The following is a 24199-nucleotide window of genomic DNA, read 5'->3' as shown; positions in this document are numbered from 1 at the left end:
CAGCCACGTGATCATTGTGGCTGTCCCGTACCACCCGGCGTAGCAACCGTGCGAAGTCTCATGACAGGGCGAACGTTGCCTGATACGGCACTAGTCATCGGCCCCCAGGTTCTTGTCCGGTGCGCAGAACTCACGCGTCACGCTGGAGCCGCAGGTGGATGCCGGCAGTTTCGTTGTCGGCGGGCTGCTCGTCGAGGTACCGCAGGATCGCGCGGAGACGCGCAGGGTCATGCGATATATCGGTTGTAGGTTCGATTTTAGTGTAGTGGCAACCGCAGCAAGCGGGAGCTGGGAGTTGATGTCCTCGCCCGCCTCGGGGCCTGCGGTGGGGGATTTTCGGCTGCGGTGGTGGGCATGGTGGGGCTAGCGTGGCGGTTTGGCGGAGTGCAGGGGGATTCGCGGTGCTGGTCATGCCTGGTCGGCGGACGTCGACGATGGAACTGTTGGCCGTCGAGGCGGCGGGCCGGGGGATGTCGGTCAGAGCGGCGGAGGAGCCCGGCCTGACAGGCCCTGCGTACTGGTACGGCGGACCGGTCGCGGGTGCGCGGCTGGCAGGCCGGCTCGGGTACGCGCTGCTGGAGCCGGCAGACGGCTGGCTCGCCGAGTTGCCGGAAGAGTTCACCGGCCGCAAGGTTCGGGCGGGGACCGTCGCGGACGCATGGGCGATCGACCGGTCGACGTTCGTCAAGCCGCCCCGTGACAAGTCCTTCCCGGCCGATGTCTACACCGACGGTTCCCAACTGTCCCGCGTCCTGGATCCGGCAGCACCGGTGCTGCTGTCCGACGTGGTGACCTTCGCGGCCGAGTACCGGCTGTTCCTGCTGGACGGCCGGATCGCCACGGCGAGCCGGTACGCGGTGTTCGGCCGGCTCGACCCCCGCCCGCTCGGTACGGACCGCGCGGACCGAGCCACCGCCGCGCAGATCACGGAGTTCGCCGACCGGCTGACCGCCGCAGCCGGGCACACGCTGCCGAGTGCCGTCGTCGTGGACGTCGGGCAGCTGCTGGACCCGTACCGCCCAGGCCACCGCTGGGCCGTGGTGGAGGCCAACATGGCGTGGTTCTCGCATGCCTACGCGGCCGACCCGGCGCGGGTGCTGGACGTGGTCCTGCGGGCGGCGGGGCCACGCGAGCACATGCGGCCGCGAGACCTTGCGTTCGAACGGCACTGATCCGCACTGCGCGAACCTGTCAACAGCCATGTGACCGGGACGCCGTGAAACCTGAGTCAGCCCCGTTGCCATGGGGCTGTTGGTCACCCTGACCAGTTACGGGCCAGGTCTCGAGCGCGATGGTTGTCACATGGGCAGGCTTGTTGTCACCTGCGAGATTGCGCGCCGGACTCGGGGGTGCCGGCCGATGTCCTCTACGGCCGCCCACCCTCGCTCCAATGGCTGGCCAGAGCTCCGGCAGATCAGAAAACAGGTGCGTACGAGCCGTTTCTCATTCGTATACTCGTGCGGGTTCATGGAGGGGGAGGGGGCGAGAGTGAAGCTTGCTGAGGCACTGGCAGAACGTGCGGGGGCGACGCGCCGCGTAGAACAGCTGCGAGCGCGCGTCGTCAGCAGTGCGCGGTACCAGGAGGGGGAGACACCCGCCGAGGACGCAGCTCAGTTGTTGGCTGAGGCCAGTGAGGTGCTGAACACTCTGGAAGAGTTGATCCGACGGATCAACCGGACCAATGCCACCGTGGAGATGGGGCCGGACGGCACGCTCACCGATGCCCTCGCACGGCGGGACGTCCTGCGGCTGCGTCACTCCGTGGTCACTGCGGCGGCGGACGCGGCGGCGGGTAAGAGCGAGCGGGGATACGGCCGACAGCTTCGGTCGGAGCTGATGATGCTTTCCGCGCTTCCGGTCGCGGAACTGCGTAGTCAGGCGGATGCGCTCGCCCGGGAGATCCGCGAGGTCGATGTGCGGATCCAGCGTACGAACTGGGAAGTGGATCTGCTGGACTGAGCAGCCCAGCAGGCTGGGACGATGTGGAGCAGGTAGCAGCTTCGGAGGCGTGCACACACCGGGGGCTGGCGGTTTTCCAGCCCACTCCTGGCGCGTGAAGAGCAACGCGGGGGTTCGACTCCCCACCAAACAGTGCAGCTCAGCACCGCGTACAGGTAACCGTGCACATCGCACAGCACATCACCACGTGCAGATCCGAGGCCGCGAGGGCGGGTTCGGGGCTTTCCACATCGCGGCACCATGAAGAACAGAGGGGATGATGCTGTCCGCGGAGAGCCCGATTCGCCCATGCAGCGAAGCAGATGATCTACACCGGGTCAGGTCGCTGATCAATGGCCACTACAGCCCCTTTCATCGACAAGCGGTCATGGCAGAGTCCTCACCCCGGCCCACTCGCCAGGCCACCGGGAAGCCCGCGCGGGAGGAACTGCAGCGCCGCGCCGCCGACCGCCACGAGGACTAAGATCAGCACGCGAGCCGGCGGCTGACAGACGATATTGCGCGCACCTGGTTCCTCGAGGGCGTGAGGGCGTGAGGGCCTTCGTTGACTCGAACGAACTGTTCGCCGCGCCGGTCATCCATGCCTACCTCCACGCCATAGGCATCCAGGTCAAGGTCGGAAGCCGAGAGGCCATCGCGTTGGTCATCGACGCTGTCGAGGGACGCTGCGACGTGCGCCAGGTCGCCGATGCGCTGAAGAACCAGCTCTCATGCCGCCTGAGGAAACCTGGCGGCCAGTGCCCGGTCGCCCAGCTGGCCGGGGGAACCTAGTCTCGGCTGCCTCGTCCCTGGCGGTCCAGTAACTCGATCAGCTGTGTTTCCGAACCGGCAAGCGTCACGCGTTTTTCGCGGGGAAGCGAGGGCGTCGACCAGGACCCGCCTTCGCGGGACGTGCACCATGTTGCTGAAGTAGATCCGGCACCTGGGACACCACGCCAGTCCGATGCACCGCTCGAACATGGAGGACTCGGGCGGATGAAATCGGTACTGGTACGAGCGGACGGGAATTGCACAGGCGGCACAGATCCGACGGTCCCCGTCGCAGACCGCGTCCCAGGTCCCGACCTTGCGCCAGTGCTGCCGCCCAGCAGGTGCTCTTCAAATCGTCATGCCCGGCATTCTCTCCCACAGCGATCGCCCGGCACGGCTGCTCCAGGGGAGTTGTCGGCCCTGAACGCTACGTTGGGCGCATGACCTTGGAAGAGAGCAAGCCGGAGCACATCAGACCGCGGCAGTTCCACGAGACCGTGGGCGTGGAGGACTGGCGCGTCTTGGGAGAGGGGGCGTGTGCGTACTTCCGTACCGGGTCGTTCGCGGTCGGCGCGCAGTTCGTTCAGGCGATCAGTGAAATACCGCGGGTTGGGGACGATCACCCGGATGTCGACGTGAGGCGGGAGGGCGTGATCGTACGGTTGATCACGGTCACGGACGACTACTACGGGCTGACCGAACGGCACGTCGAGCTGGCGCGGCAGATCTCGGCCGTGGCCCGCACGCTGGACATACCGGCTGACCCGTCCGCCGTGCAGACCGTGCAGGTCACCATCGATGCTCTCACCGGTCCCGACGTGGTGGCGTTCTGGCGTGCCCTGCTCGGCTACCAGGACCGTGCGAACAGCAGCGAGGACTTGATCGACCCGCGCCGGCGCGGGGCACCGTTCTACTTCCAGCAGATGAACGCACCGCGCCCGCAGCGCAACCGGGTCCACGTCGACGTGTGGGTGCCGTACGACCAGGCCGAGGCCCGGATAGCCGCAGCACTTGCTGCCGGCGGACGTCTGATGAACGACGCCGACGCGCCGTCGAACTGGGTGCTGGCCGACCCCGAGGGCAACGAGGCCTGTGTCGGCGTGGCCGGACCACCCGGCCCGGACACCGACCGGCCGTGAATGTATCTGCACGACGGACCGTGTCACCGGTTGAGCACGACACACGGTTCCGTGACGGTCAGTGACCGTACGCGTCAGTGACCGTAGGACGGGAGTGCCGGTCTCGTGGTTGTGCCACCGTGCGGCTACGCCAACGCGAGGGTGACCAATCTGTTGCCTCCAAGTCGGCGACCACACCTGGCATGTCGGGGGTGACCGGCAGCTCCGGGGCGGGAGCATCCTCCTCAGCGGCGGTGTGGTCAGGCATGAGGTCCGCGACGGCCGTGCGGATCGTGCCACGGCTGACGCCGTGGTCGCGGGCGAGGGCGGCGATCGAACGGTCTTGCAAGTACGCGGTGCGCACGGTGTCGGTCCTGTCGGCCGCCACGTCGGGGCGGCGCCCGCCCTTGCTGCCCTTGGCATCTGCGGCCCGCAGCCCGTCGTACGTCAGCTCCCGTTGGAGGCCTCGCTGGAGTTCGCCGGCGGCGGCGAGGGTCTGCACCATGAACTCCACGGTGGACAGCAGCCCCCAGTGCGCGGGTGACGGGCGGTGAGGTCCATCGCGGAGAACGCGCCGTCGTGGATACGCAGCGCGAGGCGATCGCTGCGAACGACGTCGAGCACGTCGAGGATGTGCCCGGCGCCGCGCATGAGGCGAAACATCTCGGAGATATACCCCGAGGGCCCGCCCGATCAGCTGAACGACTGTCCCTCGCGCCACCGTCTCCAGATCTCGTCCTGCTGAGTCGGCGAAAACCCGTAGTCACGCACCTGTGCCTACACGATCACATGATCATCCGAAGGTGGTGCGTTGGTCACTTGAGGGCGCCATCGTTTGAGGACAGGCAGCCGACGCGTCGGGGTGATGTGGTCGGGACAGACTGCTGTCTGCCATCGGTGAACACCACCCCGAGCGGGCGCAACGGTCATTACCGTCCAGTCGCATGACGACGGTCACAACCCGTACGGTCGAATACCGGGCCGACAACCTGACGATGATCGGATACCTCGCGCTCCCGGCCGGTGCCGAGCGCCGGCCCGCAGTCCTGATCGGACCCGAGGGGATGGGTCTCAGCGATGTCGAGCGCCGACGGGCCGAGGCTCTGGCCGAGCTGGGGTACGTAGCGCTGGCCTTCGACCTTCACGGGGGACGCTATTTGGAAGACCCAGAGGAAATGTTGGCCCGTTGCATGCCGCTGCTCGCCGATCCCGACCGCATGCGAGGAATCGGTCACGCCGCGCTCAACGTGTTGCGATGCGAACCACGGGCCGACCCCGACCGGACCGCCGCCGTCGGCTACGGCACCGGGGGCGCAGTCGCACTGGAACTCGGTCGCGATGGCGTCGACCTGCGCGCGATTGGGACAGTCAACGCACTGACCACGGGCCGACCGGGCGAGGCGGCACGCATTCGCTGCCCGGTATGGGCCGGGGTCGGGTCGGAAGACCCGATCATGCCGCCCGCGCAACGGGAGGCGTTCACCGCAGAGATGCAGGCCGCGGGCGTCGACTGGCGCCTCGTGGTCTACGGAGGAGCCCTTCACGCCTTCCACCACCCCACGGTCGACCACACCGTGCCTCCCGGCGTCGGCTACCACCCACGGCACGCACGGCGAGCCTGGCGTGACATCGTCGCCCTGCTCGCCGAGTGCCTGCCCGTCACGGATTGATCCGATCGGCTCCTGATACTCACTCCTGCCCGCCGCCGTCGTCTTCGTCCAGCTCCGGGGCATCCGGGTCGCGCAGCGGGTGCGGGGCCCCGGAGGCCGGGGTGGCGGCGGTGAACTGTAGCGGCCGAGCAGGTTCAGGTTGCGGTGCTTGAGCGGGGAGAGCCGGCCGATGTCCTCGTCACAGATCTCGTGGCCTTCGGCGCGAAGCTGGGCGGCGGCGTCGACGCACTTCGTCGTCCAGAGCACGACGGCGTTGAGGACCAGGCCGAGCGCGCTGAGCTTGTCTTATCCGAACTAGCCCAGCTCGGCGGCAGGTCCGCCTGCGAGCCGTCGTTCACCACGGAAAGTAGTCGTGAAGAAGTTGGGTGGACGGGTTCCGTCGGGCGTGTCGTGCACGTCGTCCGCGCGCTTCGCGGTCTTACTGGGAGAACGCGTAGGTCCGGACGGGGTCGAGGTGCAGCTCGAAGGGCCCGAAACAGTCGGCCGCGAGGGTCGCGACCGGAGCGCCGCAGGGGCAGGCCCGGTTGAGTCCCTCGTCGCCTGTCGGTCCGCAGCACCCACTGCTGTTCTCCCAGTTGGGCAGTGGCTGAAGGCCGGCGGCATCATCAGGGTGCACCAGCACTGTGTGTCGGCTGCCGGCCGAGATGACGAAGCCTTCTTCACGGCAGACCACAGGTCCGCGCGACTGAGCCGGCTTCGGGTCCTCCTGATCGTCCTGCACGACGTAGGGAGGCCCCCAGGGCTCGGGATCGATCGCGTAGTGGCCCCGCGGAACAGTGGCAGGTGCCCGGCGTGTCTCCTTGTCCCGGTCGCGCTCGTCGTCTGAGACGTCAGGGACGGCGGCAAGCTCGGCGAGCTCCGGCGTGATCGCGGTGCCGCACTTGGAACAGAGGAAGACGGTCATCCCCTCGTTGTAGTGCTCAGGACTGCCCCTTCGCATCCTCGTTTCGCTGCTCGGAGTCGATGCGCGCGACGACGCCACGGAGATCGGGCATGCCCAGGTGGACGGTGGTGTGCCGGGCCGCGAGGTCGCGCATGGCGGCGAGCTTCTGCTCGGCGGCGGCGAGGCTGGCCTCGATCGCGGCGACCTCGCCGAGCCATCCCTGTTCCTTGGCCTCCTGGAGCCGGTCGAGCAGGTTCGCGTGGATCTCCTCCAAGCGGGGCATCTGCTCAGGATCGGGCCGCAGGACAGGGCAGCGGATGCAGGCGTGTTCATGGACGCAGGGGGTGCCGAAGTCGCGTGCGCAGACGCCGAGGGCGACCTTCCGCAGCTCGAAGTGGGCGAGGAAGTCCTGCCACTCCTGTGCGGTGGGCTCGCGGTACTCCTCCCCGGGTCGCAGCGCCCGGCGGCGGGCGATGAAGGACCGGTGGTGGTTAATGACGTCCTCGGGATAGATCGCGGCATAGCCGAGGGTCGTGTCGACCGTCCGGTGGCCACAGATGCGGGCGGCGATGTGCGGGGGCAGACCGGAGCGGAGGGCGTCGGTCACGAAGATTCTCCGGAAGTCGTGGGGTGTGTATCGCAGCTGCTCATCGCCGGGCCCGGTCAGCCCGCTCGTGGCGAGGGCGTCGTTGAGGCAGGTGTAGATGTAGTTGCGCGGGATGGCCCGGTCCTCCGGGCCGCAGCGGCGCTGGAACAGGAACGGCATCGGCGCACTCCAGAGCCGTTCCAGACTGTCGTAGGCGGAGACCAGAGGCATGGCCTGCTGCCCGCGCCGAACGCGATGGATGATCGCTGTCAGCACCTCGCCGAACTCTGGTGAGACCAGCAGCAGCCGCTCCTGGTCGAGCTTGGACGGGGCGACCTGGAGCATGGGCACGATCTCGCCGGTGGTGGGCAGCTGGTAGGCGACGAAGCTGTGGTGAGTGAGTTCGAGTGCTTCCTCGATGCGCATGCCGGTGTGGCGAAGGACCTCGACGATGGCCCAGGCCCAGAAGGCGCGTTCCTCTTCCACGGTCAGGTCCCGGCGCCGGCCGGTGGCGGGGTCGTCGGCGTAGATGCGGGAGGACACCCCTGCCCGGCGGAGGAGGTTCTCGCCCGCCGGAGTGGTGAACGGGGCTCCGGCCGGGGTCTCCCGCCCGGTGGCGAGACAGGTCTGGGCGTCCTTGAGCTGGCGCTCGACGGCTTTGACCAGGGCCGGGAGTGCGGGCAGCAGGGTGCGGGTGCGCTGGTCCATGGCTGCCTTGCGGCGGGCACGGTTCTTGCTGTGGTCGGTGTCGCTGTCGCGGACCGGGCAGGGTGCGACCCACGGGCCCCAGCGCGTCGGCTCGTCGGCAGCCCAGCGGGCGAGATCCTGGTAGAACGTGCGGACCCAGCTGAACACGGTGTGCGCGTTGACCCGCGGCCGGATGGGGGTGCCGTGCCGGTCACGGACCATGCGGACGCGCTCCCGCCAGGCGGTGACGATTTCGGCGTCCAGCCGCAGCGAGTCGATGCCCGGGTGGTGTTTCTCCAGGTCGCGCCAGAACAGTCCGGCCAGGGTGCGGGCCATGTCCTCCAGCGTGGTGTAGTCGACGTCCACCGCGCGCTCGGTGAGGTAGTCGACCAAGAGGTCTCGTATCGCGGTGCAGGTGATGCCCTGCCGATCGACCAGGGCTGCCGGTGTCAACTGCCCCGGCAGCATCACCGTCTTCAGCCGCGCCGGGGCATCAGGGCCGAAGACGCCGAGGCCCGCGAGGAGCGCGTAGAAGAGGTGCTTGCCGTGGTAGCCGTTGGTCTGGTGCTCGCCGATGGCATGCTGCAGCTCGACGCAGTCGCCGATTGTGACGTCGTGGACGGTCCCGCCCTTGGAAGCCACGATCCAGGTGACGCGGTTGAGTGCGTTGTTGCAGTCGTTGGCTCCCGTGTGGCCGGTGGCCGTGTATTGGTCCTTGAGCGCCGCGAAACCGTCGGGATCGGTGACGCTGCGGATGTGCGCCAGCAGTTGCGAAGGGCGCTGCCGCAGTAGCCACCGGTAGTCGGGGCGTACGACTTGGCCGCCCAGCAGCGGGATCATGCCGCAGCACAGATCGGCACGGTCGTACTTGCGCGCCCGCTGGTGCTCGGCGAGCCACTGCATCGGCAGCCGTGTCCACTCCCGGCCGGCGTCCTCGGCTCCGCTGGCCACCCAGCGCTCCTGCCAGGTGCCGCCGGGCTGGTCCTCCAGCCAGTCCAGCAGCTTGATCAGACCGCGGTGCCGTGAGCGCTGATTAGCGTCGCTGTCCGCGGTGAACGGCAGCGCGAGTGTGCGCTCCAGCACCTGCTCGCGCGGTTCCTCCGTCTGCCACCAGGTCGCCGGCGCTTCGCGTTTCTCCTGGCCGGAAGGCAAGGGGGCATGACGGACGGGGGCGGAGGGCCGAGCAATCACGGTCGCAGTGGTCATGCCGGGCCTCCACCTAGGTCGGCCGTGCCGAGCAGCGTCTGGAGAACCTCGGAACGGTAGCCCGGAGCGGGCATCACCGGTTTGACGGGCTCCGCAGCCTGCCGGGCGTGGTGGGCCAACACGTGCGCGACGACCTCGTCCTCGGCGGGGTCGAGGTACTGCTCCGTGGTGCTGATGTGGAGATGGCCAAGGACCCATTGGACGTCGGTGAGCGAGAGCTTGGGGTCGCGCACCATGCGTTTGGCCGCGCTGTGCCGCAGGTCATGCAGGGTCCAGTTCGCTCCCAAGGTCTCGTTGGCCCGGGTGAACACCATGCGGGCCGCGTCGTAGCTCAACGGCCTGATCGGGCGCCGGAGGGTCCACCACAGCGGCTCCTCCGGCCCATCGAGGGCCTGGGGGCGGATCTGCTGCTGGTAGAGCCGCAGCCATACGAACGCGTCGCTGGAGGCAGGGATCCATTGCAGGGCCCGGGAGCCCTTGCGGATGACACCGATCGTCTGGTCACCGGGGCTGACCCGGTCCCGGCTGACGCCGAGGAGTTCCGAGGCGCGCGGGCCGGCCGAGATGTAGAAGGCGACCAGCGCGCGGTCGCGGTGCGAGGGCAGGGCCGCGAACAGTTCGTTGAATGCCTGGTCGGGGATGCCGCGCGGAGTTCGCCGGGGCTCCTTCGGCTGGTAGGGGGCCCGGCGGACAGGCTGCTTGAAGGCGTGCATCGGGTTGTGGTGGGCGTTGAGGTGCTCGTCCTCGGCGCGCTTGGTCTTCGGGAACGGGTTGAGCAGCGGCCGTCCATGCATGTCGCGGTGGTACTCGTAGAAGCTGCGGACGACTGCCCGCGCGTGCCTCCGGGTGCGTGCCGCGTAGTTCTCGCCTGCGTACCGCTTGCCGGTCACCGGATTGACCGACCCGGGCGCCGGGGCGTCCGGCCGCCGGGGCCGCGGCGGCTTCTTGACCATCTTCAGCCACAGTGCGAAGTCTCGGGCCTCCGCCCGGCCAGCCCGGTCCCACGGAACGTCGACGGCCCACAGGAACCTGAACCAGGCCAGCAGCTCGTACGCGTACGAGCGGAGCGAGGCCGGGCTGTCGTCGTCGGCGAGCATGTCGAGCAGGAACTCGCTGACTGCCGCCACCTCGATCCCGTCCCGGTCGAGCAGCCGGTACGGCAGCGACGGATCGCCGGTCTCCTCGACCCGGCCGACCCTCGGCACCGTGAGCGCTGTGACGTCCCGTAACTGCATGCTCTCTTGCACCTGAGCCTCCACGAGTTGCTGTGGTCTCCAACAGCTCGTGATGACAGCACATCAGGACGGTGGTGCAGCATGGCCTGGGGGGCAAGCTGACCGGCCTGACGCTTGGTCCCGTCACCGTGCGTCGATCTCCAGGGACTCGTCGGTTCGCACCCCGGTAGTTCGGTCAACAGGTCCTCCATCCCGTCCCGGTACGCCTGGTGGATGGTGCCGTGCTTGCACCCAGCGGAGTCGGGCGGCCCCCTGCGTCCGAACATGCGCAACAGGTCGTAGGCACGGACCTGGTTGGTGACCAGAGACCCGGCAACCTTCAGCATGTCCGGCCAGTGCGTGATCACCTTGTTCGGGTTCACGCGGTTGCGCGCCAGGTCCTCCACCGCGCCGTACGTGTCGGTCCCAACGCCGGGCGTCGTGGCCCGCCAGGACCGCTGGTCGTCCAGGTCGCGGCACTGGGGGCTGGAGTTGTAGCCGAGGATCTTGAACAGGCCGAACACCATGTCGGAGTTTACGTGGACAGTCCAGGTTGATCATCCCTCGCCGTGTCGTCCGACCGTCTGATCGGCGTGGGTGTCGGTGGGCTGCCGTAGGGTCCGGTCCCATGACGACGACACTGATGACGTACGCGGGGCCGGGCGATCCCGAGGAACTGGCCACCCGCACTGGCGGGGCGCCACTGGCTCCGGCTGGAACGTCATGGCCCGCTTGCGTGACATGCGAGGGGCCGATGCAGTTCCTGGCTCAGGTCGTCCTGAACGATCTGGGCCGGCCGACGGATCAGAACGACACGCAAGCTGGGCACGTCATGGCGATATTCATGTGCCAGAACGACCCCGGTATGTGCGACGAGTGGAGCGCGACGGCCGGCGGCAACCGGGCCCTCTTGTTCCCCGCCTCGGGGCTGCAACCGATGACCGGGCCCGGCGAGGACGACGGCCTCCTCCGTCTCGGCGCCGTCAACGCCGTGAATTTGGTGTCCTTTCCTGGCTCCGATTACGGCAGCGCTCGTGAGGAGTGGGGCAGCCGCAACGGAAACGGCCTTCGAGATGTCCTGGGACAGCTTGGTGGGCGGGCCGACTGGCTGCAGGATGACGAGACGCCGGGGTGCCTGAGCTGCGCCCGCCCGATGGACCTGGTCGCCCAGTTCGAAGAGGGACCGGACCATGTCACGGCCATGAACTTTGGCGGCGGCGGGGCAGCTTTCGCCTTCGCTTGTGGACCCTGCCTTCAGGCCGCCTTCCTGTGGCAGCGCTGACCTGAGCGAGAGCGGTCGGTCGAAGCCGGCTGGAGACCGCAGTGATGGCGCTCTTGAGGCCGGGTGATCCCGCCGTTGACGGTGCGGATGGCGCGTGCGAGTAATCCGCGGGGCACGGCCGCCACGTGGGTGCATGATCGGACCGGCTTTCGCGTCGGGTGGGCGCCGGGTTCCACTTCGGCGGTGGGGTGGGGCGAGTTGTCGGGACGTTCGAAGGTGCTGGTCAGCCGGGGTTCGGCAGGGTGTAGGGCCTTTTGACCGCGCGGGTGATGACGTCGGTCCAGGGCCATCGGGCGGTGAAGCGGATCCAGTGGCGGCGTCCGGTGTTCACGAGCTGGGCGGAGGTGGAGAGCAGCCGCAGGCGGAGCTTCTTGGGTTCCCAGCGGCGGATGTCGCCGGTCAGGGCGAGCATGGGCACCCAGGCGAGGAGGTCGAGTGCGAGGGAGACGATCTCCAGCCAGATCTGGTTCTGTGCGGTGTCGTGCAGGGCCGCCGCCTTTGTTGTTGGTCGCGAAGCAGGTCAGCCGCAGCCCGTCGAAGTCGGTGAAGCGCAACTGGGCCCCGTGATGCGGACGTTCCTTTCGGACGATCATTCGCATGCCCTTCGGTCAGGAGGGGAGGTCGGGCATGGCGGTGATCTCCGCGATCCAGGCGCCGGGTCGTTCGATGCCACCCGCGTGGTAGGCCGGCGTCCACGCCTTCTTCGGGATCTTCAGCACGGCCTGGTGGATGGCGTCGGTGGTGGTCATCCGACGGAGTACGACAGCCACCGGCCGGCGCCTGAAGAGCCAGTCGAGGAAGGTGTGGGTGCCGCCGCCGGAGTCGGTGCGGATCAGCGTCTGCCGTTCCCGTCGCAGGTGTTGGGGCAGTTGGCCCAGGGCGAGTTGGGCGGTTTCGATGTGGTCGGCGGCGGTGTCGGAGCCCGCGTTGCCGGGCCGCAGCACGGCGGCCACCGGTTCCCCGTCGCGATGGCGTCCTGCTTCTTGGAGTGAAGGACCAGCACGCCGTCGATGTCCACGGTCATCTGGCCGTCGGTGACCGGGCTGCTTGTACCGGCCGGCTCCAGATTCGCTGGCGCTTGGGGAACGTGCGGCCCGGATTGTCGCGAGGGCGTTCGGGCCGGAGGTGGCGAGAGCATCGAGGAGACGGGAGACCGTCGGATCGGAAGCTAACGGGCCGAACACGTCCGGCTCGGCCCGCAGCATGCCGACGTCGGCCAGGGGGTCTCCGCCGAGCGCGGTTCAGCACCGGATTGTCAGTGGCGGCCACTCCTGTGGTGCGCGTACTGCCGTCTGCCGCTGCCCCCGCGCCCACGCCACCGGGGCACTGACGTGTGGCGCCGTTCCGGGCGGTGCGGGGTCAGCCCTGGACCGCGGCCGGATCCATCCAGATGACCTCCCAGGTGTGGCCGTCGAGGTCGTCGAAGGCGCGGCCGTACATGAAGCCGTGGTCCTGGGTCTCGCCGCTCGGAGTGGCTCCCGACGCGATGGCTTTGTCCACCAGTTCGTCCACCTTCTCGCGGCTCTCGGCGCTCAGCGCGACCAGCACCTCGCTGGTCTTCGTGGCGTCGGCGATCTCCTTCTTGGTGAACGTGGCGTAGAACGGCTTGGTGAGCAGCATGGCGACGATGGTGTCGCTGATCACCACGGAGGCGGCCTTCTCGTCGCTGAACTGCGGGTTGATCGTGTAGCCGAGTTCCGTGAAGAACTTCTTGGAGGCGTCAAGGTCGTCCACGGGCAGGTTCACGAAGATCATCTGCTGGTACATGGCGGGCTCTCTCCCATGGTGGTCCGTGCCGGGGTCGGCGTGTTCGGTTGGGTAGACCGGGGGTCCCGGGAGAACTCATCGGTCGCCCGAGACTTTTTCAGCGGCCTTTTTCACCGGTCCACGAGGAGGGCCGGCAGGGCGGTGACGACGAGGGGGAGCGGGCCCGAGGGTGGTCAGGGGGTCGAACGCCGCTGCCGAGCCGGCGTACAGCGTGGTCATGGCGTAGCCGGCGGACGCGGTCGCGCAGACGACGCCCAGGGGGCGGCCGATGCGGGTGGACTGCAGGAGCAGGCCGCACAGGTGGGCCAGGCCGGCGGCGGCCAGCACCAGGCCGGTTGCGGTGAGGAGCCAGCCGAGCCGTACGGCGGCGTTCGAGTGGCCGGCGTGGGCCTGGACCGCGAGGCCGGTGGCCAGGAGGGCGAAGCCGGCTGTAGGTCGCCGCGCCGCTGGTGAGGCGCTGCGCGATGCAGCTCGGCACGGTCGTCCAGGCCGTCGACGAGCACGAGTTCCCGCTGATCCTGCAGGCGCTGCAGGAGGCCGCGTACGGCGACGCCCACTGAAGGCGGCAAGCGGCACAGAACGCGGGCGGAGAGGCACTTCGCGGGCGAAGCGATCCCAGCGGACGAGGTGTTCGAGTGGTCGTGGACCGCTTGAGCACCCTTGGGTGACGCGGACGCCGACCAGGACCGGGCAGGCACATCAGAACAAGCTGCCGCAGATCAGGTCACCCATGACGAACCGCGCCGGGGTGCCCGCGGTCAGCCAGGTGATGCCCGTGCCGATGATGTTGGTGAGTCCTAGGCGTCGATGACGAGGTTGGTGGTCACCACGTGGATCCGTTCGTCGGCGTCCCGCTGTGCGGGCGAGGACCAGCTCGTCCGCGTCCTGGATGCGACGGGGCGCGTCGTCGTCCAAGTCCCGCGCCCCGGGCTCAGCGGTCGAACGCCTTGGTCAGGGTGACCAGGTCGAGTGTTCCTCACCGGTCACCCCACCGGCGCACGAGTCCACCGACCCCGACCGCCGGTACTCCGTCCCCCGCAACGAGATCAACAGGATTGCCCCGCAGCCGACACCGAAACCAGGTCGAGTGGGCCGTCAGTAGCTCCTCACGGGCCCCTTCTCGCAGGCCGAATCCGTTATCCCGGCATGCTCAGCACAAGTGCAGTCGTTCCGGGAACTGCGGCACCCCGTCCACCGATGTGTACGGCCGGAAGGCCGGTCCCGGGTCTCGGACCAGGGACACGCACCGGTCAGCTCCGATCCGCTGTGCCACGTCCAGCGACTCGTTGGAGACAGCGAGGGCCTGTTCGACTTCCCGGGTCTGAAGCAGAGATTGCGCCTCGTAAGTACGGAATACTCCCCGTGTCTTGTCCCGCGAGCGTGGCAGCAGCGACAACCCTTCTTCGATCCGAGTTCGCGCCTCCTTTGCCCGGCCGGGATCGAGCATGCACTGACCGGAGTCCACGGCCGGATCGGCGGTGCTCATCCACCGGCACCAGGACGGTGCCGGCTCCCGCGTATCCGTCAGCAGCGTCGCTTCGGCAGCCTTCAGATCGGTGCGGCAGGCGCCGGCGTTGCCCATTGCGGCGTGTGCGCGGGCCCGGCGCAGGTGGAGCGCCGACCGCGCCATGGGGTGCCGGGTGTGGATGAGGGCCTGACTCAGCGGTTCGAGGGCCGACTCCGGCTTCCCGAGCCAGATCGCCTGATAGGCGAAGTCCGACAGCACCCCCGCGCCTTGGTCCCGGTCGCGGGCGGTGTGCGCGTTGGACGGCGCGGCGTTCCACAGCTTTCCGGCCGCGTAGTGCCGGCCCTGGTCGAAGCGGTACCAGCCGCACGTACTGGCCAGGGACGACGCCGGCAGGTGCAGGCGGCGCCCGGTTGCCTCGCTGAAGCGGCCTGCGTCCAGCAGGTCGGTGACGGTCTCCAGGTGTGCTTCGGTCAGCTTGATCATGTGCTGGCGCTGCTCCGTCGGGAGCGTCGACAACTTCGCGTCGGTCCCCTCCAGCCAGCTCATCAGTTCGCCGTCGACACGAGTGCTGCCCTCGGTGGCGGTCGTGAGGCGTTCGGGTTCCAGGTCGGCCCATTGTCAGGCGAGCCCCGCCAGGGCGAGCGCGCTGTAGGTCAGGAAGGTTCGGCGTTCGCGGTCCATCACGGCTCTCTGTGCGTCTCGAAGGGCGTGGACGGTAGACGCCGGCCCGAGCGGCACCGGTTCCTCGTGGCCGGGCAGCCGGTGAGGCCAGGGGTCGCGCAGCGCTTGGAAGCCCTGGCGCCGAGGACGCCTTGCAGGGCGAGGACTTCAGCGGACTGCGCAAGCTTGGCAGCCTGGTCTCCGCCTTCGCCGATCAGCTCGGCGTCATCCGGCCCGGACTTCGGGACGTCGTCAGCCACTTCGGCTTCCACCTGAACAAGTCGGCGAACCTGCCCACTCCAGTTTCCAAGTTGCGCAGATGCGGGCCCAGGTCAGGGCCATGGAGCGGGAGTACGCACGCGCCCAACTCCACATCGCAGTCTGCACCGCTCTGCAAAGGATCCGGGCGCTGCGCAAGGTGCAGCCCGGCTCCGGCTGCTGACTCTCTGGACGCTGAGGGGCCCGGACCGCCTGCATGCTGTCAAGGCTGTTGGGGTGAGCCGATCCCGCGCAGTATACGGAAGGCCCGCAACAGGGGTGCTGGGCCTGTGTCCGTGAGGCCGGACGCCCGGCGCGACCTTCGGGTACGCAATACGGCGCGCACTGCGGACAAGGCGGCGCAGGCGATCACCGCGGCCGTGAGATCGGCGTCCGGCGTGTCCGGCGGCAGTCTGCGCTCGACCAGGACGGTGAGCTGTTCCTCGAAGTCGGAGAAGGCCTGGACGAGCCGGGCGGTGACGACGTTCTCGATGCCTTGGACCGGATGGCTGAGGGCGGTCAGAGTGGAGGCGGCGAACGGCTCGGCCGCCTCCAGCAGGGCGTTGCACACCGCGTCCAGAGCCTCCTCGTCCGCCGGACGCCGGGCCAGGGCCTTCTCCACGTAGGCGAAGATCTCGACGCCGTCCGGCAGCAGCAGCGCCTCCTTGCTCTCGAAGTAGCGGAAGAAAGTGCGCACGGATACGTTCGCGTATGCGGCGATGTCCGCGATCGTGGTGGCGTCGAAGCCGCGTTCCTTGAACAGGCGCGCGGCCCCTTCCAGCAGGCGGCGCCGCGTTTCCTCCTTCTTGCGTTCGCGGAGTCCGGCGGGAGCGATCTCACTGGGCATGGTCCGAAGCCTTCCGCCACGGTGGCATGACTGTCAATTGACATACATGCCACCACGATGGCTGATGTGCGCACTGTTACCGGACCGCTGGCGGGCATGCACTCTCGCCGTCCGCTCTTCGCCTCCTGTGGGTCGTCGTAGCGGCTAAAAATGACAGTACTGCCAATTGTCATACATGCCACTTCCTCTCTAGAGTTCGTGTCACTCGTGACACTTTTTCTTGGGAGAACCCCGGTGGCCCGACCTCTGCAGCACCCATCCACGCCGAGCGGGGCGCACACCGCCACCCGCCCGGCAACGGACTTCGCCGCCGCCCGCGGGCTCGGCCGCCTCGGCGGCTTCTGCGCCCGGCACGCGACAGCGGTGATCGTCGCCTGGCTGTTGGTTCTCGTCGCCGCCCTGGCCGGACGGCACCTCGCCGCACCCACCTTCAGCGACCAGGTGAGCCTGCCCGGCACGGCCTCCCACACCGGCGCCGATCTCCTCGCGACGTCGATGCCCGAGGCGGGCAGGCCAGGCGGCAAGGTCGTGTTCCACACCAACTCCGGCGCCATAGCTGACCAGCGGTCCGCGCTCGAGCGGACCCTGGCCGACCTCCGCGATCTGCCGCACGTCACTGCTGTCTCCGCACCCGTCACCAGCGTCGACGGACGCACCGCGTACACCGCCGTCTCCTTCGACGAGCAGCTGAAGAACCTCGGCCACGACTACACCGGGCGACTGGACAAGGCGACCGGCCCCGCCCGGGCGGCGGGCTTCGGTGTCGCCTACGGTGGCGATCTGGATCAGGTGGTCCGTGCACGGGCCGACGACAAGCTGAGCGAGGGCGTGGGCCTCGTCACCGCCCTCGTCATCCTGTTGCTGGCCTTCGGCAGTGTCCTCGCGGCGCTGCTGCCGCTGGTCACCGCGCTGATCGGCGTCGGAGTCGGCCTCGGAATCGTAGGCATCGTTGCCACCACGTGCTCCTTCGCCACCTCAGCCACCACCCTTGCCAGCATGATCGGCTTGGGCGTCGGCATCGACTACGCCCTGTTTCTGACAACGCGCTTCCGCCAGGACCTCATCGACGGGCGCGACCCCGCCGATGCCGCCGCCCGCACCGCGCACACCAGCGGACGCGCCGTCCTCGTCGCCGCTTTCACCGTGGCTGTCGCCATGCTCAGCCTCTATGCCTGCGGGCTGACCTTCATCGGCAAGATCGGCCTTGCGGCCACCCTCGCCGTCGTCGTCACCGCCGCTGCCGCCCTCACCCTCGTACCGGCGGCTTTGGGGCTGGTGGGCAGGCGCATCGACCGGTTCGGGCTGCGCCGCCCGGTCGGGGAGGGCACGGACGGCCAAAACCGCTACGCGGACCTCGTCGCCCGGCGCCCCTGGACGTTCCTGGCCGTCGGCGTCGCCGTCCTCGGGGTGTGCTCCCTACCCCTGCTATCGATGCGCCTCGGCCACGTCGACGCCGGTGCCGACCGACCCGGCAGCAGCACCCGAACCGCATACGACTGGCTCGCGCACGCCGACGGGCAGGGCTTCGGAGTGGGGGCCAACGGCCCGATCGTCACCGTCGTCGACGTGGGCGGCGCAAGGTCGCCCGTCGACCGGATCACGGCCGACCTCACCACGGCCCTGAGAACCATCCCCGGGGTGGCAGCCTTCACTCCCGTCAAGGCCAGCGCCGACGGGAGGATCCTCGTCACCACGCTCACCCCGACCACCGGCCCGCAGGACGCCGCCACCGGCGACCTGCTCGCCACCCTCTCCGGGCGGACGCTGCCGAAGGCCCTGCACGGCACCGGCGCCAAGGCCTATCTCACCGGCACCGTGGCAGGGCAGGCCGACTTCCGGGACACGGTCGGCGAACGGCTGCCCGTCGTCATCGGCATCGTCCTGGTCCTCGCCTTCCTCCTGCTCATGACGGTCTTCCGCAGCCTGGTGATCCCGTTCAAGGCCGTCGTGCTCAACCTGTGCACCACTGCCGCCTCCTACGGCGTGCTCGTCGCGGTCTTCCAATGGGGATGGGGCGACTCGCTGCTGGGACTCTCGGAGCCGGTGCCGATCGAGTCGTACGTTCCGATGATGATGTTCGCGATCGTCTTCGGGCTGTCCATGGACTACGAGGTCTTCCTGCTCTCCCGGATCTCCGAGGCCTGGCACCGCACCGGCGACAACCGGCTCGCCGTGGGGGAGGGGCTGTCCGCGACGGCGCGCGTGATCTCCGCCGCCGCCTTCATCATGACCGCGGTGTTCCTGTCCTTCACCGCCTCGCCGACCGTGGTCGTGAAGATGCTCGCTCTGGGGCTGGCGATCAGCGTGATCGTCGATGCCACGGTGGTCCGCCTGATCCTGGTGCCGTCCGCCATGTTCCTCATGGGCCGGGCCAATTGGTGGATACCCCGCCGGCTCGACCGGGTCCTCCCGCGCCTGCACGCATGACCACCCGCCGACCGATCCGGAGCAGCGACCACGTGGGACCGAACCCCCGCGGGAAGACCCGCCTGGTCCTGGCCGCCATCGCTGTGATCCTGGCCCTGCTCACCAGCGCGACCGACCTCCTGTTCTGCCTTTACGAGTTCGGTCCGCGCAACCTCCAACCGCGCCCCGGTCGACAGTGGGCCGAACGCGGTGGCAAGGGCAAGGACCCCGACCGTGAGCCCAGACCCTGGCGGCGGCCCACCTAGAACTATTTGACCTTGTACTCGCAGGGCTTGGAGTCCTTGCCCCGTTGTTGTCGGCGACTTGCTTGCCGTCGACCTTGATCACACAGGCAGCCATTTTCAGCATCCCACCGCCGGCCTGGACCGAGCCGGGGAGGACCGACACCAGGTAGCCCACTTTCTGCTCGGCTTTGGTCAGTTCGACTGTCTCCGTCTTGGTCCGGGGGAGCTTCTGATTCCCGTAACCGCTGCTGGCCGCGTGGTACATGATGTCGGTGCGGGTCCGCAGAAGTCGTACGCGGTGCAGCAGCAGCCGGCTGAGCTGATGCGCGCGGGCAGGCACAGCGCTTCGGTACGGCAGCACGGGAATCGTTGGCGCCGGCTGTCCGTGAGGAACGCTCGCGCGCGGTCGAGGCTCTGGCTGGCCGGCTGACCGGCTGACCGGCGTCAGCACCACGGCAAGCTACAAGCCTTTATCCGACGTGACCCCGCCGGCCGCAGCACCGGCGGGCCGTGCTCCTTCGGGCAAAGACGGCCCTGCGGTGCAGAGCGCCAGGCTGGGGGACATGCCGGCCTGGACGGCCTCTGGCGTACGTACGGGGGTGACACCGCCGCCGTCGGCGGCAGCGACGGCCGGGAGTACGACACGAGTGAGGACGTCCAGGGAATCGACCTTCCGGTCGCAGGGGTCACCGGGGATCTATACGACGGGCAGGCGAAGGCCAACTGGCACTACATGCAGCCGACCACAGGTCCGGGGCACAACTTCATCGGTGACTATGTGTGCGAGGACGGTGCCAATGGCGGCGTCCACTGCTGCTGCGCCTTCGCGCGCTACCGCTCGATCTCCTGGTCGCTCCCGATACGCGCCGCCCACACCATCGGCCTCACCGGCTCTCCGCAACGCCGCCGGCACCATCGGAGCCCGCAGCACAGCCGGGGGAGGCCGCTGCCTTCACCGTGACGGGACCGGGCTTGCCCGCCCGCTCTGGGAGCCAGCCCAGCCGCAGCCATGAAGGACAACGGACCGGGCCGGACCGCCGTGGCGGGGCCGGGCACAGGACCGACCATGAGGCCGACCACGCCCGGCACGAACCGACCACGGCTCAGCTGGCGGTAGGACCGGCCCTGCCGGTGGTCTGGCCCTCGTGCCGTGTGCCGGCGTCGGCGCGGACCAAACCCCGCCGCCGGCAGCGGCGGGTCCCTCCCGGGCGCTGGGACCGTGCCAGTTCCGAGCACATCTGATCACCGTGATCGCGTGACGGCGGCCATGGGAATTCCCCACATACGATCGGCCTCCATGAGCTGACGGGTTGCGCCAACTCGCCCGGGCGGTCGTCTTCGTTGGCGCCGACGCGAACGATCCGGGGGAGGAGCTCCTCAGCCTAGTTCGACACGCGCACGGTAGAGATCGCCTACAGCACGATCTCGTCGACGGTGAAGAGCATGCTGCGGACAGGAGCGAGTTCTTGGAGATGGGCCGCGTCGGCCGCGGTGGCATGTCCCTCGGGTGAGGCGAATGCGGCCTGCAGTTCTTCCATCGTGTCCCATTCCAGCTCGGCGACCAGGTAGTAGGGCGCGCCGCCGCGGACGGCGACCATGTCGCGGCCGATCGTGTAGCCGCGCAGCCCCGGGAGACGGCGGACCAGCGGGATGTGGACGGCGTGGTAGTGCCGGTCGAATGCCGCGGGGTCGGCGGGCGTCTCGTACAGAACGATGAAGCGCGCGGTCATCGGGCGGCCCCGCGGAAGCGGGTGAGGACGGCGGCGCCGACCTGCTCGGCGGCCAGGCACTCCAGCTCGGCGCGGGGGCCGCCGGCCGGGAAGAGCCGCCGTCCGGTGCCGAGGACGGTGGGGGAGGTCGGCAGCCGGTAGTCGTCGGCCAGGTCCGCGGCCCTCAGCCGGTCCACGACGCTCAGGCCCCCCGTGACGTCCACGTCCCGCCGCTCACGCTCGACGGCGTCGGCCAGATCGCCGTCGGGCGGCTGGGAGTTCGCCCACACCGACGTGTCGGCGTGGGTCAGGGTGCGGGAGGCGGCCAGCTTCGGGACGGCGTTCATCCGCGCGGGGAACGGGTCGTCGCGGCCCGGCCAGATCCGTGAGAACAGCTGCCAGGTGGCGCGCCCGAGCGGCAGTACCCCCTCGTCCAGCGTGCGGCCGAGCCGGAACTTGCCCCCGGGGACCGCTTGCGGGCCGTGCCCAAACGCCCAGCCGCCCAGCTGCGTGCCGGCGGACCCGTCCGGGTCGGACACGATCCCGTCCAGGGTGATGAACTCGATGACGATGACGCTCACGATGAGACTCCCTTCGGTTCGGTGCTCACCGGTACGTACCGGCCGCACGGCCCCGACTCATCGCTCCCGGCGGAACTCGTCTGCGGGAATCTCCCCGGGCAGCTCGAAGGCGTCGAAGACGCGCGGATCGGTGAACACGACGTGGTGCGCGATGCGGCCGTGGGTGGCGCATGGTGCTGAGCTCCCCCTCTCCTGTGGAGTACGTGACCGCCGGGGCGGTGCGGTCACGTGGTCACCCCGGTGACCGGGCCCAGGGCCATCCGCTCCGCACCGTCGCTTAGGCTGGTTCCTTGTTGCCGGTAAGGAGGCGCAGGCTGCGGCGGCGTGTGCTCGCCGTCCGTCCGAGGGAGCGTTCGCGTGTCAGTTGCCGGAGGCCGGTCGACGAAGCGGCTGCAGCGGGGGACCCTTTCCCAGGGGCTCATCGTGGCGACCGCGCTGCGGATTCTCGACGAGGACGGACCGGACGCGCTGACCTTCCAGCGACTCGGCAAGGAGCTGTCCTCCTCCGCGACCGCGGTCTACCGGCACTTCGCGAGTCGCGACCACCTCATGGTCGCCGTCGCGGACGAGCTCGACAAAATCTCTCTCGAGGGGTACGAGCCGCACGAGTCGTGGGCCGAGTCGCTGCGGGACCTGGCGATCCGTGCCTGGAACACCGCGCTGGACCACCCGGCGGCCGCCGCGCTCTGCATGGGGAGAGTCACCCGGGGCGTTCACGAGTTGCGTGCCGTCGACGCCGTTCTGGAAGCGTTCCACCGTGGCGGCTGGCGCGGCCGGGCGGTCGTCCTCCACTACCAGGTGTTCTCGAACTTCATCCTCGCCATGGCGAGCAACAACGCCTGGCGACTCGTCAACCAGCGGTTCGGCGCCGAGGTGAACTGGGTGCAGGAATACCAGCCGGCGGATCCTGACGCCTACCCCTACGCCGAGGCGGCGAAGGAGCACCTGCGCAGCATCGACATGACCGACGTCTTCCACCGGCAGATGGACATCCTCCTCGCGGCCCTCGAGGCGGAGGCGGCGACGCTTCCGCGCGACTGACACGCGTCAGCCTTCGCGGCCACCACCCAGCGGCGTTCTCACGGCCGAAATCGGCGGCAGGGTCGGCACACGCAAAGATAGTTAATGCTATTGACTACATCGTTCACTTGGCTGCATCCTCTCCACCAAGTGCTCCACGGCTCGCTGCCGAGCGGCGTCCACCGAGCGCCGCGCGCACCGCCTCCACGCCCCCGAACTGCACGCGCTCGTCCCGCCCGGCTCCTTGAGACCTGCGCCAGAGCGCGACATCCCTCTCCAGGAGCACCCATGCGCCAGACCCGTACCCGCGCGGTCCCTGTGACCGCTGCCGTCGCCATGACGGCCCTGATCGCCGGCTGTACCACCACGGGATCGACGGCCGGAGACCCGAGCGGCGGCGATGCCGCCACGACGACGACGATCCGCACGACGATCGACGTGCCGGCCGGCTTCGACCCGGCCAAGGCTCTGTCCCTGCCGGACTACCAGCTCGCCCGGGACAGTTACGACACCCTCGTGCGCAAGGACGACGGCGGGCTCGTCGGGGGGCTCGCCACCCACTGGGAGAACACGCCGACCTCGGCCACGTTCACCTTGCGCCCCGACGCGACCTGCGCCGACGGGACGCCGATCACGCCGACGGTCGTCAAGGGCTCCCTCGACCGCTTCATCGATCCGAAGACGGCGGCGCCCGATCTCCCCACGGTCTTCGGCCCGGGCAACAAGGTGAAAGTGACCGCCGACGACACGGCGCGGACGGTGACGATCACGCTCGCCAGGCCGTGGGGCGACATGGTCACCGGCCTGTCGGTCGCGAGCACGGGCATCGTCTGCCCGGCGGGACTCAAGGACCTCAAATCCCTTGCCGCCGGTAAGGCCAAGGGCTCCCAGTCCGGTCCGTACCTTCTTGAGAAGTCCCAGTCCGGTGTCTCGTACTCCTACAGGCTTCGCCCGGAGTACAAGGCATGGCCGGCCTGGCGCACGAAGATCCCCGGCAGAGTCGCCACGACGCTGGAGTACCTGGTCTCGCCCGACCCGACGGCGACCGGCAACCTCGTGACCAGCGGCCAGCTCGACATCGGCAAGATCGATGCCTCCGGTGTCCCGCGCTTCGACGGCGTGGGCGGCAACAGTGTGAGCATCAGCCGGTTCTCCGACTTCTACCTGCTCTTCAACGAACGCCCCGGCGCGGTCTTCGCGAACGTCGCCACCCGCCGGGCAGTCGCCCAGGCCGTGGACCGCGCAGCCTTCACCAAGGTCGTCTCGAAGGACACCGGTGAGCTGTCGACGATGTTCGTGCAGAAGGACATCCCCTGCAACGACCCTGGCACCTCCTTCCTCGTGCCGACGGACAAGACCGCGGCGGCCGGCGTGCTCAAAGGCAAGAAGATCCGCCTCGTCGGCCCCCAGGTCGTCGGTCCCGCCGGCGCCGGAAACCAGTACATCCAGGAGGCGCTGCGGGCCGCGGGTGCGGACGTCACCCTCGCCAACGTCGACGTCGGGGCCTGGGTCGGCACCGTGTTCGGCAAGCCCGACGCCTGGGACCTCACGGTCTTCGCCGACCTCAACTTCCTCGGCAGCCTCGCGGGCCCCCTGGCCCACTTCGTGGGTCCGACCGTCCCCGAAGGCGGCGGCAACCTCGGCGCGGTGAAGAACCCCGTGCTGAGCGAGGCCTTCGCCCGGGGCGCCGAGGCGACGACCGGCAAGGCCCGCTGCGCCGCCTACCAGAAAGCCGCCAAGGCCCTGATCTCGCAGGTGGACGCGGTGCCGCTGGACAACGACCCGTTCATCTACGCACTGCGCAAGGGATTCAGCGCGCGGATGCTCGGCGGCTCGCTCGACGACCCCATCCTGCGCATCGGTTGACGGACGGGCCGTCCCCG

Annotated in this window: 22 protein-coding genes and 3 pseudogenes; 11 read left to right on the top strand and 14 right to left on the bottom strand. The window is 69.0% G+C overall.

Annotated elements, in window-relative coordinates; all coding sequences use genetic code 11:
- Positions 1 to 434 precede the first annotated feature (434 nt).
- From ACFYMM_RS41175 to ACFYMM_RS41160, 4 genes are all read left to right on the top strand, one after another.
- Positions 435 to 1172, top strand: a complete 738-nt coding sequence (locus tag ACFYMM_RS41175) for an ATP-grasp domain-containing protein (RefSeq protein ID WP_388397179.1) — start codon at positions 435 to 437, stop codon at positions 1170 to 1172.
- 316 nt (positions 1173 to 1488) lie between these two features.
- Positions 1489 to 1959 carry a DIP1984 family protein gene (locus ACFYMM_RS41170; RefSeq protein ID WP_388397177.1) on the top strand — a complete coding sequence of 157 codons (471 nt, stop codon included), beginning with the start codon at positions 1489 to 1491 and terminating at the stop codon, positions 1957 to 1959.
- Positions 1960 to 2490: 531 nt separating this feature from the next.
- Positions 2491 to 2730: a hypothetical protein gene (locus tag ACFYMM_RS41165; protein ID WP_388397174.1), complete on the top strand. Its 240-nt coding sequence runs from the start codon at positions 2491 to 2493 to the stop codon at positions 2728 to 2730.
- A gap of 419 nt (positions 2731 to 3149) precedes the next feature.
- Positions 3150 to 3848 carry a VOC family protein gene (locus tag ACFYMM_RS41160; RefSeq protein ID WP_388397171.1) on the top strand — a complete coding sequence of 233 codons (699 nt, stop codon included), beginning with the start codon at positions 3150 to 3152 and terminating at the stop codon, positions 3846 to 3848.
- A gap of 58 nt (positions 3849 to 3906) precedes the next feature.
- On the opposite strand, the gene ACFYMM_RS41155 is transcribed toward ACFYMM_RS41160, so the two are convergent.
- Positions 3907 to 4332 carry a hypothetical protein gene (locus ACFYMM_RS41155; protein ID WP_388397168.1) on the bottom strand — a complete coding sequence of 142 codons (426 nt, stop codon included), beginning with the start codon at positions 4330 to 4332 and terminating at the stop codon, positions 3907 to 3909.
- Between the two features lie 439 nt (positions 4333 to 4771).
- Between ACFYMM_RS41155 and ACFYMM_RS41150 the strand changes: the two genes are divergently transcribed.
- The gene (locus ACFYMM_RS41150) at positions 4772 to 5497 is read left to right on the top strand and encodes a dienelactone hydrolase family protein (protein WP_388397165.1); all 726 of its coding nucleotides are present in this window, start codon (positions 4772 to 4774) and stop codon (positions 5495 to 5497) included.
- A 19-nt stretch (positions 5498 to 5516) separates the two neighbouring features.
- Here the strand turns inward: ACFYMM_RS41150 and ACFYMM_RS41145 are convergent.
- The 5 genes and pseudogenes from ACFYMM_RS41145 to ACFYMM_RS41125 all read right to left on the bottom strand — a co-directional run.
- A pseudogene (locus ACFYMM_RS41145) lies at positions 5517 to 5782 on the bottom strand (Tn3 family transposase); the annotation flags it as partial.
- 133 nt (positions 5783 to 5915) lie between these two features.
- Positions 5916 to 6401 (bottom strand): hypothetical protein, encoded by a 486-nt coding sequence (locus tag ACFYMM_RS41140; protein ID WP_388397162.1) that lies wholly within the window; start codon positions 6399 to 6401, stop codon positions 5916 to 5918.
- A 16-nt stretch (positions 6402 to 6417) separates the two neighbouring features.
- Positions 6418 to 8859, bottom strand: coding sequence for a tyrosine-type recombinase/integrase (locus tag ACFYMM_RS41135; protein WP_388397159.1), 2442 nt, complete (start codon positions 8857 to 8859; stop codon positions 6418 to 6420).
- A complete protein-coding gene (locus tag ACFYMM_RS41130) occupies positions 8856 to 10094 on the bottom strand; it encodes a tyrosine-type recombinase/integrase (RefSeq protein WP_388397156.1) in 1239 nt (412 codons plus the stop codon). The genes ACFYMM_RS41135 and ACFYMM_RS41130 overlap by 4 nt, the downstream gene beginning before the upstream one ends.
- Before the next feature lie 167 nt (positions 10095 to 10261).
- Positions 10262 to 10606: pseudogene (locus tag ACFYMM_RS41125) on the bottom strand (Tn3 family transposase); the annotation flags it as partial.
- 95 nt (positions 10607 to 10701) lie between these two features.
- On the opposite strand from ACFYMM_RS41125, the gene ACFYMM_RS41120 reads away from it, so the two are divergent.
- On the top strand, positions 10702 to 11355 hold the full coding sequence (locus tag ACFYMM_RS41120) for a hypothetical protein (protein WP_388397153.1): 654 nt from the start codon (positions 10702 to 10704) through the stop codon (positions 11353 to 11355).
- Between the two features lie 223 nt (positions 11356 to 11578).
- Here the strand turns inward: ACFYMM_RS41120 and ACFYMM_RS41115 are convergent, their stop codons facing one another.
- The 5 genes from ACFYMM_RS41115 to ACFYMM_RS41095 form a co-directional block, all read right to left on the bottom strand.
- Complete coding sequence (locus ACFYMM_RS41115) at positions 11579 to 11806, bottom strand: transposase (RefSeq protein ID WP_388397184.1); 228 nt, start codon at positions 11804 to 11806, stop codon at positions 11579 to 11581.
- Between the two features lie 157 nt (positions 11807 to 11963).
- Positions 11964 to 12308 (bottom strand): transposase, encoded by a 345-nt coding sequence (locus ACFYMM_RS41110; RefSeq protein ID WP_388397150.1) that lies wholly within the window; start codon positions 12306 to 12308, stop codon positions 11964 to 11966.
- 406 nt (positions 12309 to 12714) lie between these two features.
- The gene (locus ACFYMM_RS41105) at positions 12715 to 13122 is read right to left on the bottom strand and encodes a VOC family protein (RefSeq protein WP_388397147.1); all 408 of its coding nucleotides are present in this window, start codon (positions 13120 to 13122) and stop codon (positions 12715 to 12717) included.
- Between the two features lie 699 nt (positions 13123 to 13821).
- On the bottom strand, positions 13822 to 14037 hold the full coding sequence (locus ACFYMM_RS41100; RefSeq protein ID WP_388397144.1) for a hypothetical protein: 216 nt from the start codon (positions 14035 to 14037) through the stop codon (positions 13822 to 13824).
- Positions 14038 to 14272: 235 nt separating this feature from the next.
- On the bottom strand, positions 14273 to 15136 hold the full coding sequence (locus ACFYMM_RS41095) for an XRE family transcriptional regulator (protein ID WP_388397142.1): 864 nt from the start codon (positions 15134 to 15136) through the stop codon (positions 14273 to 14275).
- A 433-nt stretch (positions 15137 to 15569) separates the two neighbouring features.
- Here ACFYMM_RS41095 and ACFYMM_RS41090 point away from each other — a divergent pair, with 433 nt between their 5' ends.
- Complete coding sequence (locus ACFYMM_RS41090; protein WP_388397139.1) at positions 15570 to 15692, top strand: hypothetical protein; 123 nt, start codon at positions 15570 to 15572, stop codon at positions 15690 to 15692.
- Between the two features lie 39 nt (positions 15693 to 15731).
- On the opposite strand, the gene ACFYMM_RS41085 is transcribed toward ACFYMM_RS41090, so the two are convergent.
- Positions 15732 to 16355 (bottom strand): TetR/AcrR family transcriptional regulator, encoded by a 624-nt coding sequence (locus tag ACFYMM_RS41085; protein WP_388397136.1) that lies wholly within the window; start codon positions 16353 to 16355, stop codon positions 15732 to 15734.
- A 234-nt stretch (positions 16356 to 16589) separates the two neighbouring features.
- Between ACFYMM_RS41085 and ACFYMM_RS41080 the strand changes: the two genes are divergently transcribed.
- Positions 16590 to 18782, top strand: a complete 2193-nt coding sequence (locus ACFYMM_RS41080) for an MMPL family transporter (RefSeq protein ID WP_388397133.1) — start codon at positions 16590 to 16592, stop codon at positions 18780 to 18782.
- A 119-nt stretch (positions 18783 to 18901) separates the two neighbouring features.
- A pseudogene (locus ACFYMM_RS41075) lies at positions 18902 to 19024 on the top strand (IS630 family transposase); the annotation flags it as partial.
- 1394 nt (positions 19025 to 20418) lie between these two features.
- On the opposite strand, the gene ACFYMM_RS41070 reads toward ACFYMM_RS41075, so the two are convergent.
- Both ACFYMM_RS41070 and ACFYMM_RS41065 read right to left on the bottom strand, forming a co-directional pair.
- Positions 20419 to 20736 (bottom strand): EthD family reductase, encoded by a 318-nt coding sequence (locus ACFYMM_RS41070; protein WP_388397130.1) that lies wholly within the window; start codon positions 20734 to 20736, stop codon positions 20419 to 20421.
- Positions 20733 to 21296, bottom strand: coding sequence for a dihydrofolate reductase family protein (locus ACFYMM_RS41065; protein ID WP_388397127.1), 564 nt, complete (start codon positions 21294 to 21296; stop codon positions 20733 to 20735). The genes ACFYMM_RS41070 and ACFYMM_RS41065 overlap by 4 nt, the downstream gene beginning before the upstream one ends.
- A gap of 357 nt (positions 21297 to 21653) precedes the next feature.
- Between ACFYMM_RS41065 and ACFYMM_RS41060 the strand changes: the two genes are divergently transcribed.
- Both ACFYMM_RS41060 and ACFYMM_RS41055 read left to right on the top strand, forming a co-directional pair.
- Positions 21654 to 22337 (top strand): TetR/AcrR family transcriptional regulator, encoded by a 684-nt coding sequence (locus tag ACFYMM_RS41060; protein WP_388397124.1) that lies wholly within the window; start codon positions 21654 to 21656, stop codon positions 22335 to 22337.
- A gap of 267 nt (positions 22338 to 22604) precedes the next feature.
- Positions 22605 to 24182 (top strand): ABC transporter substrate-binding protein, encoded by a 1578-nt coding sequence (locus tag ACFYMM_RS41055; RefSeq protein ID WP_388397121.1) that lies wholly within the window; start codon positions 22605 to 22607, stop codon positions 24180 to 24182.
- Positions 24183 to 24199 lie beyond the last annotated feature (17 nt).

The organism is Streptomyces sp. NPDC006739 (assembly GCF_042869815.1).
Classification (GTDB): Bacteria; Actinomycetota; Actinomycetes; order Streptomycetales; family Streptomycetaceae; genus Streptomyces.
This window is presented reverse-complemented; position numbering and strand designations above follow the sequence as displayed.

What these genes read in the sequence shown, in the direction of transcription:
- ACFYMM_RS41175 (WP_388397179.1), top strand. Translation starts at nt 435, where the DNA reads ATGGAACTGTTGGCCGTCGAGGCGGCGGGCCGGGGGATGTCGGTCAGA.
- ACFYMM_RS41160 (WP_388397171.1), top strand. Translation starts at nt 3,150, where the DNA reads ATGACCTTGGAAGAGAGCAAGCCGGAGCACATCAGACCGCGGCAGTTC.
- ACFYMM_RS41155 (WP_388397168.1), bottom strand. Translation starts at nt 4,332, where the DNA reads ATGGTGCAGACCCTCGCCGCCGCCGGCGAACTCCAGCGAGGCCTCCAA.
- ACFYMM_RS41150 (WP_388397165.1), top strand. Translation starts at nt 4,772, where the DNA reads ATGACGACGGTCACAACCCGTACGGTCGAATACCGGGCCGACAACCTG.
- ACFYMM_RS41140 (WP_388397162.1), bottom strand. Translation starts at nt 6,401, where the DNA reads ATGACCGTCTTCCTCTGTTCCAAGTGCGGCACCGCGATCACGCCGGAG.
- ACFYMM_RS41135 (WP_388397159.1), bottom strand. Translation starts at nt 8,859, where the DNA reads ATGACCACTGCGACCGTGATTGCTCGGCCCTCCGCCCCCGTCCGTCAT.
- ACFYMM_RS41130 (WP_388397156.1), bottom strand. Translation starts at nt 10,094, where the DNA reads ATGCAGTTACGGGACGTCACAGCGCTCACGGTGCCGAGGGTCGGCCGG.
- ACFYMM_RS41120 (WP_388397153.1), top strand. Translation starts at nt 10,702, where the DNA reads ATGACGACGACACTGATGACGTACGCGGGGCCGGGCGATCCCGAGGAA.
- ACFYMM_RS41105 (WP_388397147.1), bottom strand. Translation starts at nt 13,122, where the DNA reads ATGTACCAGCAGATGATCTTCGTGAACCTGCCCGTGGACGACCTTGAC.
- ACFYMM_RS41095 (WP_388397142.1), bottom strand. Translation starts at nt 15,136, where the DNA reads ATGAGCTGGCTGGAGGGGACCGACGCGAAGTTGTCGACGCTCCCGACG.
- ACFYMM_RS41090 (WP_388397139.1), top strand. Translation starts at nt 15,570, where the DNA reads ATGCGGGCCCAGGTCAGGGCCATGGAGCGGGAGTACGCACGCGCCCAA.
- ACFYMM_RS41085 (WP_388397136.1), bottom strand. Translation starts at nt 16,355, where the DNA reads ATGCCCAGTGAGATCGCTCCCGCCGGACTCCGCGAACGCAAGAAGGAG.
- ACFYMM_RS41070 (WP_388397130.1), bottom strand. Translation starts at nt 20,736, where the DNA reads ATGACCGCGCGCTTCATCGTTCTGTACGAGACGCCCGCCGACCCCGCG.
- ACFYMM_RS41055 (WP_388397121.1), top strand. Translation starts at nt 22,605, where the DNA reads ATGCGCCAGACCCGTACCCGCGCGGTCCCTGTGACCGCTGCCGTCGCC.